10 protein-coding genes are annotated in these 11447 nt (G+C 69.5%); 3 read left to right on the forward strand and 7 right to left on the reverse strand.

Annotation, left to right across the window (positions count from 1 at the left end; translation table 11 throughout):
- Positions 1-60: 60 nt before the first annotated feature.
- Genes KCH87_RS17790 through KCH87_RS17800 form a run of 3 tightly spaced genes read left to right on the forward strand, consistent with a single transcriptional unit; the run spans position 61 to position 2341 of the window.
- Positions 61-741, forward strand: a complete 681-nt coding sequence (locus KCH87_RS17790) for an ABC transporter permease (protein WP_210587095.1) — start codon at positions 61-63, stop codon at positions 739-741.
- Positions 738-1409, forward strand: a complete 672-nt coding sequence (locus tag KCH87_RS17795; RefSeq protein WP_210587096.1) for an ABC transporter permease — start codon at positions 738-740, stop codon at positions 1407-1409. The genes KCH87_RS17790 and KCH87_RS17795 overlap by 4 nt, the downstream gene beginning before the upstream one ends.
- Complete coding sequence (locus tag KCH87_RS17800) at positions 1406-2341, forward strand: ABC transporter substrate-binding protein (RefSeq protein WP_210587097.1); 936 nt, start codon at positions 1406-1408, stop codon at positions 2339-2341. Before KCH87_RS17795 ends, KCH87_RS17800 begins: the two co-directional genes overlap by 4 nt.
- 14 nt (positions 2342-2355) lie before the next feature.
- Here KCH87_RS17800 and KCH87_RS17805 read toward each other — a convergent pair whose 3' ends face one another.
- From KCH87_RS17805 to rhaI, 7 genes are all read right to left on the reverse strand, one after another.
- The gene (locus KCH87_RS17805) at positions 2356-3510 is read right to left on the reverse strand and encodes a betaine/proline/choline family ABC transporter ATP-binding protein (protein ID WP_210587098.1); all 1155 of its coding nucleotides are present in this window, start codon (positions 3508-3510) and stop codon (positions 2356-2358) included.
- A 22-nt stretch (positions 3511-3532) separates the two neighbouring features.
- Entirely contained in the window at positions 3533-4180 is a 648-nt protein-coding gene (locus KCH87_RS17810; RefSeq protein WP_210587099.1) for a lactate utilization protein C, read from the reverse strand.
- Entirely contained in the window at positions 4177-5664 is a 1488-nt protein-coding gene (locus KCH87_RS17815) for a LutB/LldF family L-lactate oxidation iron-sulfur protein (protein WP_210587100.1), read from the reverse strand. The genes KCH87_RS17810 and KCH87_RS17815 overlap by 4 nt, the downstream gene beginning before the upstream one ends.
- Positions 5661-6416: a (Fe-S)-binding protein gene (locus KCH87_RS17820; RefSeq protein ID WP_210587101.1), complete on the reverse strand. Its 756-nt coding sequence runs from the start codon at positions 6414-6416 to the stop codon at positions 5661-5663. The genes KCH87_RS17815 and KCH87_RS17820 overlap by 4 nt, the downstream gene beginning before the upstream one ends.
- A gap of 71 nt (positions 6417-6487) precedes the next feature.
- On the reverse strand, positions 6488-7924 hold the full coding sequence (locus KCH87_RS17825; protein WP_308298851.1) for a rhamnulokinase family protein: 1437 nt from the start codon (positions 7922-7924) through the stop codon (positions 6488-6490).
- Between the two features lie 8 nt (positions 7925-7932).
- A complete protein-coding gene (locus tag KCH87_RS17830; protein WP_210587103.1) occupies positions 7933-9972 on the reverse strand; it encodes a bifunctional aldolase/short-chain dehydrogenase in 2040 nt (679 codons plus the stop codon).
- A gap of 115 nt (positions 9973-10087) precedes the next feature.
- Entirely contained in the window at positions 10088-11248 is a 1161-nt protein-coding gene (rhaI, locus tag KCH87_RS17835) for an L-rhamnose isomerase (protein ID WP_210587104.1), read from the reverse strand.
- Positions 11249-11447: the final 199 nt, after the last annotated feature.

The raw sequence follows: 11447 nt of genomic DNA on the forward strand, positions 1-11447 counted from the left end.
ACACCCCGTACGGGTCACCAGAACGAGCCGACCCGGTGGACGGCCCGATGCAATGGACCCGTGACCGCGCCCCCGGACGACTGCCTCGCGCGCAACGAGTGGATCTGCGGCGAGTATCTGAGCACCCGCCGCGACATCCTCCTCGACGCGGTCGCCCAGCATGTGCAGCTGACCGGGATCTCGGTCCTGATCGGCCTGGCCATCGCCCTGCCGCTGGCCGTGCTCGCCCGCCGCTGGGGCTGGTCCGCCGGGCCCGTCCTCGCGGTGACGACGATCCTCTACACGATCCCGTCCCTGGCGATGTTCTCGCTGCTGCTGCCCGTGTACGGGCTCTCGGAGAGCCTGGTCGTCGCCGGGCTCGTCCTGTACTCGCTGACCTTGCTGGTGCGGAACATCCTCGCGGGCCTGCGGGCCGTCCCCGAGGAGACCCGGCAGGCCGCACGCGGCATGGGCTACGGCCCCATCCGCCTCCTGCTGGCCGTCGAACTCCCGCTCGCCCTGCCCGCCGCGATGGCCGGGCTGCGCATCGCCATGGTCTCGGCGGTCTCCCTGGTGACGGTGGGTGCGATCGTCGGCTTCGGCGGGCTCGGCAACCTCATCTACTCGGGCATGAACACCTACTTCAAGGCGCAGGTGCTGACGGCGTCCGTGCTGTGTGTGGTGATCGCGGTCGCGGCCGACGTGCTGCTCCTGGGCGTGCAGCGGCTGATCACCCCATGGACGAGGGCGGCCCGCGGATGACGACCCTCACCGACGCCTGGGACTGGCTCACCGACTCCGCGCACTGGGCCGGCGACGACGGCGTCTGGCACCGGCTCCTGCAACACTTCGTCCTCACCGTTGTCTGCCTCATCGTCAGCTGCCTGATCGCGCTGCCGGTGGCGATCGTCCTGGGACACCTCGGCAAGGGCGGCGCACTGGCCGTGAACATCTCCAACATCGGCCGCGCGGTCCCGACTTTCGCCGTCCTGGTCCTGCTGCTCCTGACTCCCGTCGGCGACTGGGGAGAGGGCCCGACGGTCGTCGCCCTCGTACTGTTCGCCATTCCGCCCCTGCTCACCAATGCGTACGTCGGCATGCGCGAGGTCGACCGCAGCATCGTGCAGGCGGCGCGGGGGATGGGCATGACAGGGCGGCAGATGATGCTCCGCGTTGAACTCCCCCTCGCACTCCCGATGATCATGAACGGGGTGCGTATCGCCGCCGTCCAGCTCGTCGCGACCGCCACCATCGCCGCGCTGGCGGGCGGGGGAGGGCTGGGCCGGATCATCACGGCGGGCTTCAACCTCGCCAGCACACCGCAGGTGGTGGCGGGGGCGGTCCTGGTCGCCGTCTTCGCGCTGATCGTCGAGGGCGTCTTCGAGGTGGCCGAACGCCTTTCGCCGCGCTGGGCGAGGGGAGTGCGATGAGACGGCGCTCGGCCCTCGCCGCCCTGCTGCTGCTCACCGGCTGCGCCACCGGACCGTCCCTGGAGAACCAGGGCGAGGTCACCGCGCCGCCCGGCAACAGCCGCGATCTGACCATCGGGTCCGCCGGATTCACCGAGAGCGATCTGCTCGCCCAGATGTACGCCCTCCTGCTCAACCAGGCCGGTTACAAGACATCGATGCTCACCGTCGCCAACCGCGAACTGTACGAACCGGCCCTGGAATCCGGCCAGATCGACGTCGTACCCGAGTACGCGGCGACCTTCGCCGACTGGCTCAACGCCAAGACCAACGGAGCCGACGCACCGCCCGCCGGCTCACCCGACCGCGCCGCCACGATGAAGGCGCTGCGCGAACTGGCCGCACCCCGCGGGCTCACAGTCCTGGACCCCGGCAGGGCCGTCGACCAGAACGCCTTCGCGGTGAGCACGTCCTACGCCCGGCAGCACGGCCTCAAGACCCTCAGCGACCTCGGTGCCTCCGGACTTCCGGTGCGGCTCGCCGCGGGCGACGAGTGCGTCCAACGGCCGTACTGCCAGCCAGGGTTGGAGAAGACGTACGGCATCGACATCACGGGCGTCGACCCCAAGGGCGTCGGCACCACCCCGGCGAAACAGGCGGTCCAGAGCGGCCGGGACCAGCTGGTCCTCACGACCACGACGGACGCCACCCTCCCCGAATTCGGCCTCGTCATCCTGGCCGACGACAAACACCTCCAGAACGCCGACTACGTCGTCCCGGTCCTCAACCGCTCCCGCGCGGGCGGTGAAGGAGTGACCAGGACGTTGGGCGAGCTGAACGACGTCCTCACCACGGCCGACCTGGCCTCCCTGAACCAACAGGTGGACAGCTGGCGCCGGTTGGCGACAGACGTGGCACGGACCTATCTGGAGGACAAAGGGCTGCTGAAGTGAGGTTCCGACTCCCGTTACGCGTCCGCGACCGAGTCGAACGACACCTGATCGCGTGGCACGCCCAGCGCGTCCGCGTCGACGGAGCGCCGTAGCGCCTCGTGCAGCTTCGCCGGGGTCAGGACGCCCAGGAAGCGGGCGCCGTCCAGGACGGCGACCCAGCCGGCGTCGTGCTGGAGCATCACGCCGAACGCCTGCTTCAGAGGTGCGCCGACCGGGACCCAGGCGTTCATCCGGTGTGCGCGCTCGCCGACCGAACCGCCCGCCCCGAGGTCGTCGACTCCGACCCAGCCGAGCAGTTCACCCTCCTCGTCGAGTACGACGGCCCAGCGCGCGCCCTCCGCGCGCAGCCGTTCGGCCGCGGTTCCCGCCTGCTCGTCGGGGCGGGCGAGTGGCGGCTGCTCCAGGTCGTCGGCCTCGATCTCGGTGACGGACAGCCGTTTCAGCCCACGGTCGGCGCCCACGAACTCGGCGACGTACGGAGTCGACGGGGCGCCCAGCACCGCTCCGGGCGTGTCGTACTGCTCGATCCGCCCCTGCCCGTACACGGCGATACGGTCGCCGAGCCGCACCGCCTCCTCGATGTCATGCGTGACCAGCAGCACCGTCTTGCGCACCGCGGCCTGCATCCGCAGGAACTCGTCCTGCAACTGCTCCCGCACCACCGGGTCGACCGCGCCGAACGGCTCGTCCATCAGCAGCACCGGCGGATCGGCGGCCAGTGCCCGCGCCACCCCCACCCGTTGCCGCTGCCCGCCCGACAACTGCTCCGGATAGCGACGCCCGTACGTCTTCGGATCCAGCCCCACCAGATCGAGCAACTCCGCCGCCCGTGCCCGTGCCTTCGCCTTCTTCCAGCCGACCAGTGACGGCACGGTCGCCGTGTTGTCGAGGATCGTGCGATGCGGGAACAGGCCCACCTGCTGGATGACGTAACCGATACGGCGGCGCAGCCGTACGGGATCGACCTTCGCGATGTCCTCGCCGTTCACGAAGATCTGCCCGGCCGTCGGTTCGATCAGCCGGTTCACCATCATCATGGTCGTCGTCTTGCCGCAGCCGGACGGGCCGACGAGCGTGACGAGCTCGCCCTCGGACACCTCGAAGTCGAGCCCGTCCACGGCCGTCGTACCGTCCGGATACCGCTTGGTGACCTGATCGAACCGGATCATGCCTTCACGCTAACGGCGCCGGTCACTCTCCGCTCACCAGGACCACCTCCAGTGTGCGCGGCCCGTGCACCCCCTCGACCCGGTCGAGTTCGATGTCGCTGGTCGCGGAGGGGCCGGAGATCCAGGTCAGCGGGCGTGTCGGGTCGAGGCGCGGCAGGGCCTGCGGGACGGAGGAGACGACCTGGTCGGGGACGCGTACGACGCAGATGTGGTGATCGGGGACGAGGGTGATGCGGCGGCGGCCCTGGTCGGGGGAGCCGTCCAGGACGATCGTGCCGGTCTCGGCGATCGCGATCGCGCAGCCCGTCACCACGCTGTCGACACGGTCCAGTTCGTACGACGTGCTCTCCGCCAGGTCCGGCACCCGGGGCACCTCGGTCGCCGCCAGCCAGCCCGCGTCCAGCCCCGGCGGTACGGCGACGGAGACCGATCCCCGTGCGTCGAGCAGTCCCGCGATCACCCCGGCGAGTCCCGCGCCGGTGGTGCGGTGCACGATCGCCCGGTAGTCCGCCAGGTTCTCGGCGAGCAGATCCACCGTCTCCGCGACACTCCGGTTCCCGTGTTCGCCGAGATACGCGCGCGTGATCGCCTGGTCGTACGGCGTGTCGTCCGGTTGCACGTCCGCGAGCGCGCGGTGCACCCGGCCCAGGATCCGTTCCCTGCTGCTCACTTCGCACCGTCCTTTCCGCCTTGCGTACGCTGCCACCAGTCCCGGAAGGGTTCGGACGGCACCGGGGGCAGATCTCTGCTGCCGCTCCACGCCTTGCCGGGGCCCGGCAGCGTGCGCGGATGGAGCCTGCGGGTGCGCGAGGCGAGCCGCTGGCCGGTGCGCAGGACTCCCGGGCGGGCGAACGCCCAGCGTGCCGCCCGCATGGCCGCCCGCTCGGCGGCATGTCCCTTCGCCGGCTTCAGCACCACCTTGTTGCCCTCGCGGGTCACCTGACCGCCCTCCACGACACGTTCCCGCAGATGCACCAGCACTTCGGGGATGTCGATGGCGACCGGGCACACGTCGTAGCAGGCACCGCACAGCGACGAGGCGTACGGCAGTGAGGCGTCGATCTCGCTGTCCGTACCCCGGAGCTGCGGGCTGAGAATGGCTCCGATCGGGCCCGGATAGACGGAGCCGTACGCATGGCCGCCGGCCCGCTCGTACACCGGGCACACGTTGAGACACGCCGAGCAGCGGATGCAGCGCAGGGCCTGGCGGCCGACCTCGTCGGCGAGCGTGTCGGTGCGGCCGTTGTCGAGGAGTACCAGGTGGAAGGTCTGAGGGCCGTCAGCCGTCCCGGAGTCGGTCGTTCCCGTCCACATGCTCGTGTACGGATTCATGCGCTCCGCCGTCGACGAGCGCGGCAGCGTCTGGAGGAACACCTCCAGGTCCTGCCAGGTCGGCAGGATCTTCTCGATGCCGACGACCGAGATCAGCGTCTCGGGCAGGGTCAGGCACATCCGTCCGTTGCCCTCGGACTCCACGACGACGAGCGTGCCGGTCTCGGCGATCATGAAGTTGGCGCCGGAGACGCCGACCTTGGCGCGCAGGAACTTCTCGCGGAGGTGGAGGCGGGCGGCCTCGGCGAGTTCAGCGGGTGTGTCGGTCAGGCCTTCGGGAGCAGGGCGGCCCCACTCGCTCATCTCGCGGGCGAAGATGTCCCGGATCTCCCCGCGGTTGCGGTGGATCGCCGGGACGAGGATGTGCGAGGGCCGGTCCTTGCCCAACTGCACGATCAGCTCGGCGAGATCGGTCTCGTAGGCGTGGATGCCTTCTTCTTCGAGCGCCTCGTTGAGCCCGATCTCCTGCGTGGCCATCGACTTGACCTTGACGACCTCCGATTCGCCGGTCTCCTTGACCAGTTGCGTCACGATCCGGTTGGCCTCGTCGGCGTCGGCGGCCCAGTGGACCGTACCGCCCGCGGCCGTCACCGACTTCTCCAACTGCTCCAGATAGTGGCCGAGATGACGCAGTGTGTGGTCCTTGATCTGCTTGCCCGCCTCCCGCAGCGCCGCCCAGTCGGAGACCTCGCCGACCGCTTTGGCCCGCTTGGCGCGGATGGTGTGGGTGGCGTGGCGCAGATTGCCGCGCAGGGTCTGGTTGTGTACCGCCTCGTGTGCGGCCTTGGGGAAGGCCGGCATGCCTACGAATGTGCCGCTCATGCCACCGGCTCCTCTTCCGTGCTCGCCAGGATCTCCGCGATGTGGACCGGCCGCATGCCGGTGCTGAGCCGGGCCATGGTCCCGCCGATGTGCATCAGACAGGAGTTGTCGGCCGCGCACAGCACCTCGGCGCCCGTCGACTCGGCGTTGCGCACCTTGTCCGCGCCCATCGCCGCGGAGACATCGGAGTTCTTCAGCGCGAAGGTGCCGCCGAATCCGCAGCACTCGTCGGCACCCGGCAACTCGGCCAGCTCCAGCCCTTTGACGGCCTGGAGCAGCCGCCGTGGCCGGTCGCCCAGGCCCAGACTGCGCAGCCCGTGGCAGGTCGGGTGGTAGGTCACCTTGTGCGGGTAGTACGCGCCGACGTCCGTCACCCCGAGCACATCGACCAGGAACTCCGTGAGTTCGTACGTCTTCGGGATCACCGGAGCCAACGTGGCGGCGAGTGTGTCCCCGCGCCCCTCGGCCCGCGCTCGCTCGCCCATCCGCGGATACAGCTCCCGCACCATCGCCCCACACGACCCCGACGGGGTCACGATCGCCTCGTACTCCCCGAATACATCGGAGAAATGCCGGGCCAGCGGCTCCGCCTCATGCCGGTAGCCGGTGTTGTAGTGCGCCTGCCCGCAGCAGGTCTGGGCCATCGGGAAGTCGACCTCGACGCCCAGCCTGGTCAGCAGTTTCACCACGGCGCGTCCCGTGTCCGGATAGAGCGTGTCGTTGACACAGGTCAGGAACAGGGCGACACGCATCGCGGCTCCTTGTGATCGATCATCGGATGAGTGCAGCGTAGTCCGGCAACAGGACGCGGGGGAGTCCCCGGTCACCGCCCGGTGAGCCGGGCCTGAGCCGAGCGCCAGCGTGCGGTGTCGCCGCGCGGCTCGTACCGCGTGAGCGGCTGCGTACGGGTGAGCAGTCGCCGCGTCTCCGCACGGTCGCCGACGAGCCCGTGCGCCCGCGCCTGGACCAGGACGTTCCCGAGGGCGGCCGCCTCCGTCGGGCCCGCCACCACCGGCAGTCCACAGGCGTCGGCGGTCAGCTGGCACAGCAGCGCGTTACGGGTGCCGCCGCCGACGACATGCACGACGTCGACCGGATGGTCGGCCAGCCGCTGCGCTTCCTCGACCGCCCGGCGATGGGCGAGCGCGAGGGAGTCGAGGATGCAGCGAGTGATCTCGGCGGGGGACTCGGGCACCGGCTGCCCCGAGGCTCGGCAGGCCTCCGCGATCCGCTCCGGCATCCGCCCCGGCGCGAGGAACGCCGCGTCGCCCGCGTCCACGACCGACCGCAGCGCCGGCGCCTTGGCCGCGTCGAGCAGCAGCCCGCCCAACTCCGGCTCACCCCAGGCCCGTACACACTCCTGGAGCAGCCACAGGCCCATGATGTTGCGCAGATAGCGGACCGTGCCGTCCAGCCCCAGCTCATTGGTGAAGTTGGCGGCGCGGCTCGCCTCGCTCAGCACGGGCGCGTCCAGCTCCAGGCCCGCCAGGGACCAGGTGCCGGTGCAGATGTAAGCGAACCGCTCGCCCTCGGCCGGCACCGCCGCCACCGCCGACGCCGTGTCGTGCGAGCCGACCGCCGTCACCGGCACCGGCCCGGTCAGCCCGGTCTCCTCCAGCACCTCGGGCCGCAGCACGCCCGCCGGATCGCCGGGTTGTCTGAGCGGCGCGAACAGGCCGAGGTCGATACCGACCCGGGCGGCGACGTCGTACGACCAGTCGCGCGTCCGGGGATCGATCAGCTGGGTCGTCGAGGCGTTGGTGAGCTCGGTGCCCTGCTCGCCGGTGAGCCAGTAGGAGAGCAGGTCCGGCACGAGCAACAGGCGCTTGGCGTGCGCCAATTGCCCGGCGGAACGGGCGGCGACCAGCTGGTACAGCGTGTTGAAGGGCGCGTACTGGAGTCCGGTCGCCGCATACAGCTCGGGGGCGGGCACGGTCGCCCACACCTTCTCAGCGATCCCCTCCGTGCGGGTGTCGCGATAGTGCACGGGGTTACCGAGCAGCGCCCCGTCCGCGTCGAGCAGACCGTAGTCCACGGCCCAGCTGTCGATGCCGACGGAGTCGACCCGTCCCGCGGCCCTGAGCCCGTCCAGCACTCCGGCGTACAGGCCGAGTACGTCCCACCGCAGCCCCTCCGGCACCCGCACCGGCCGGTTCACGAACCGGTGCGCCTCCGCCAGCTCCAGCGAGTCGGGCCCGACGCGGCCGACCATGACGCGCCCGCTGGACGCACCGAGGTCGACCGCTGCGTACGACTTCACGGCGGCACTCATCGCAGGAACGCGGCCGCGACACCGGCGTCGACCGGGACATGCAGCCCGGTGGTGTGCGTCAACTCCCCACCGGTCAGCGCGAACACGGCATTGGCGACATGCTCGGGCAGCACCTCGCGCTTGAGGATCGTCCGCTGGGCGTAGAACTCGCCCAGCTTCGCCTCGTCCACCCCGTACACGGCGGCCCGCTGCGCACCCCAGCCACCCGCGAAGATTCCGGACCCGCGCACCACACCATCCGGATTGATCCCGTTGACACGGATGCCGTGCTCGCCCAACTCGGCGGCCAGCAGCCGTACTTGGTGGGCCTGATCGGCTTTGGTGGCGGAGTAGGCAATGTTGTTGGGCCCGGCGAAGACGGCGTTCTTGGAGGCGATGTAGACGATGTCGCCGCCCAGCCCCTGCGCGATCATCACCCGGGCGGCCTCGCGCGAGACGAGGAAGGACCCGCGGGCCATGATGTCGTGCTGAAGGTCCCAGTCCTTCGCCGAAGTCTCCAGCAGCGGCTTGGAGATGGAGATACCGGCGTTGTTGACCACCAGATCGACCCCGCCGAAGGCCAGCACGGCCGCCTTGAAGGCGTCGGCGATCTGCTCCTCGCTCGTCACATCCACCGTCACGGCGACGGCCTTGTCCGGCCCGCCGAGCTCCTCGGCGACCCTGCCGGCGTTCTCGGCATTCAGATCCGCGACGACGACACACGCCCCCTCGGCCACGAGCCGCCCGGCGATCGCCTTGCCGATCCCGCTCCCGGCCCCCGTCACCAACGCCACGCGAGTCGCCAGCGCCTTGGGCTTGGGCATCCGCTGAAGCTTGGCCTCCTCCAGGGCCCAGTACTCGATTCGGAACTTCTCGGACTCCTCGATCGGCGCATACGCCGACACGGCCTCGGCCCCGCGCATCACATTGATGGCGTTGACGTAGAACTCGCCGGCCACCCGCGCGGTCTGCTTGTCCTTGCCGAAGCTGAACATGCCGACGCCGGGAATCAGCACGATCGCCGGGTCGGCCCCGCGCATCGCGGGGGAGTCGGGCAGGGCGTGCCGCTGGTAGTAGGCGGCGTACTCCTCACGGTAGGCGGCGTGCAGCTCCCTGAGCCGTGCGATCGCCTCGTCCAGCGGGGTGGTCGGCGGCAGGTCGAGCACCAGCGGCCGGACCTTCGTCCGCAGGAAGTGGTCGGGGCAGGAGGTGCCGAGGGCGGCGAGGCGCGGGTGCTCGGCGGACGCAAGGAAGTCGAGGACGACCTCGGAGTCGTTGAAGTGCCCGACCTGCGGGCGGTCCTGGGACGCGATGCCACGGACATGAGGTGCCAGCGCGGCCGCCCGCTCCCGCCGCTCGGCCGCGCTGAGGGCGGCGTATCCCTCGATCACCGGCCCGAAGGGCTCGGCCTTCCCGCGCTCTTCCAGAAACGCCTCGGCGGTACGGATGATGTGCAGCGAATTCCGCTCGCACTCCTCGGAGGTGTCACCCCACGCGGTGATCCCGTGCCCGCCGAGAACGCACCCGATCGCCTGCGGGTTGGCCTCCTTCACGGCAGCGATGTCCAGCCCCAGCTGAAAGCCGGGCCGGCGCCAGGGGACCCACACCACGCTGTCCCCGAAGCACTCGGCGGTCAGCTTCTCCCCGTCGGCGGCACACGCCAGCGCGATCCCCGAGTCGGGGTGCAGATGATCGACGTGCGCGGCCTCGACCAGCCCGTGCATCGCGGTGTCGATCGAGGGCGCGGCACCACCCTTGCCGTGCAGGCAGTAGTCGAACGCCGCCACCATCTCGTCCTCACGCTCAACGCCCGGGTAGACATCGACGAGCGCCCGCATCCGATCCAGCCGCAACACGGCCAGCCCGGATTCCGTGAGAGTCCCGAGATCACCCCCGGACCCCTTCACCCACATCAGCTCCACATCACCCCCGGTGACGGGATCGGTGTCGGTGCCCTTCGCCGACGTGTTCCCGCCGGCGTAGTTGGTGTTACGGGGATCAGCGCCGAGCCGATGGGACCGGGCGAGAAGAGCAGCGGCTTCGGGGTGCGGTGCCATGAACGGTCAGTCCTTACTTGAGAGACGGCAAGTGCATTCACCTAGGGGCGCGGGGAACTGCGCGACCAGCCACAACCGGCCCGCACCCCGCGACGAAACAGATCCCGGCAGACGCTTACGCGCCCCAACCGGCCTGCTCCCCTCCAACCCGCTCGGCGACGATCTTCTCGGCCCACCCGGACCGGCGGTACGCAGCCATCGGGTCCCCGTCCAGCCCCATCTCCTCGCGTACCTCGGCAAGAAGCGGACGTACGTCCGTGTTGTACGCATCCATCAGCACGGCATTCGCATCAAGAACGTCACCCGACACCTGCGCCGCAGCCAACGCCGACCGGTCGACCAGCAGCGCCTTCGCCGTAGCCTCCTGCACATTCATCACGGAACGTACGATCGCCGGGATCTTCGCCTCGATGTTGTGACACTGATCGAGCATGAAGGCGACGTCGGACGTGAGCCCACCCCCACGCACCACCTCATACATGATCCGGAACAACTGGAACGGATCAGCGGCCCCCACCATCAGATCGTCATCCGCATAGAAGCGCGAGTTGAAGTCGAACCCCCCGAGCTTCCCCTCCCGCAGCAGCGTCGCCACGATGAACTCGATGTTCGTACCCGGCGCATGATGACCGGTGTCGACCACGACCTGGGCCTGCGGCCCCAACTTGAGGCAGTGCGCATACGCCGTACCCCAGTCCGGAACGTCGGTCGAGTAAAAGGCGGGCTCGAAGAACTTGTACTCCAGCAGCATCCGCTGCCCCTCACCGAGCCGCCCGTACACCTCGGCAAGCCCTTCGGCCAGCCGATCCTGCCGCTCCCGTAGATCATCCTGACCGGGATAGTTCGTACCGTCCGCGAACCACAGCTTCAGGTCGGCGGAGCCCGTCGCATCCATGATGTCGACGCACTCCAGCAAGTGATCAACAGCCTTGCGCCGCACCGCCGCATCCGGATGACAGATGCTGCCGAGCTTGTAGTCGTCGTCCTGGAAGGTATTGGAGTTGATCGCGCCCAGCTTCACGCCGCGCTCCTCGGCGTACTTCGCCAGCGCCGCGTAGTCGTCGACCCTGTCCCACGGAATGTGCAGGGCGACGGTCGGCGCGACACCGGTGAAAGCGTGCACCTGGGCGGCATCGTCCAGCTTCTCCCGCGGCGTCCGTGGAACGCCCTGCTGCGCGAACACCTTGAACCGCGTGCCCGAGTTCCCGTACGCCCACGATGGCGTCTCGACGGCCTGGGTCTTCAGGGCGGCCTTCACCGCGGCGAGATCGGTCACTTCAGGACTCCTGTGGCATCGGGTCGTAACGACTGGAGCAACGACTACGGCAACGACTACGGCAATGACTACGGCATGAAACGATTCAGAACGGGAAGCTATGGCGCCTCCGAAGGGGTGTCAACCCCTCTGACCAACCCCGATTCCCGTGACTGGTCCGTGACCTTCGGCTATCGAAATTTTTTCGACACAGACCCAT

It is taken from the genome of Streptomyces sp. GESEQ-35, assembly GCF_017948485.1.
In the GTDB taxonomy this organism is placed as follows: Bacteria; Actinomycetota; Actinomycetes; order Streptomycetales; family Streptomycetaceae; genus Streptomyces.

Coding starts and splice junctions, on each gene's coding strand:
- KCH87_RS17795 (WP_210587096.1), top strand. CDS start 738: ATGACGACCCTCACCGACGCCTGGGACTGGCTCACCGACTCCGCGCAC.
- KCH87_RS17800 (WP_210587097.1), top strand. CDS start 1,406: ATGAGACGGCGCTCGGCCCTCGCCGCCCTGCTGCTGCTCACCGGCTGC.
- KCH87_RS17805 (WP_210587098.1), bottom strand. CDS start 3,510: ATGATCCGGTTCGATCAGGTCACCAAGCGGTATCCGGACGGTACGACG.
- KCH87_RS17815 (WP_210587100.1), bottom strand. CDS start 5,664: ATGAGCGGCACATTCGTAGGCATGCCGGCCTTCCCCAAGGCCGCACAC.
- KCH87_RS17820 (WP_210587101.1), bottom strand. CDS start 6,416: ATGCGTGTCGCCCTGTTCCTGACCTGTGTCAACGACACGCTCTATCCG.
- KCH87_RS17830 (WP_210587103.1), bottom strand. CDS start 9,972: ATGGCACCGCACCCCGAAGCCGCTGCTCTTCTCGCCCGGTCCCATCGG.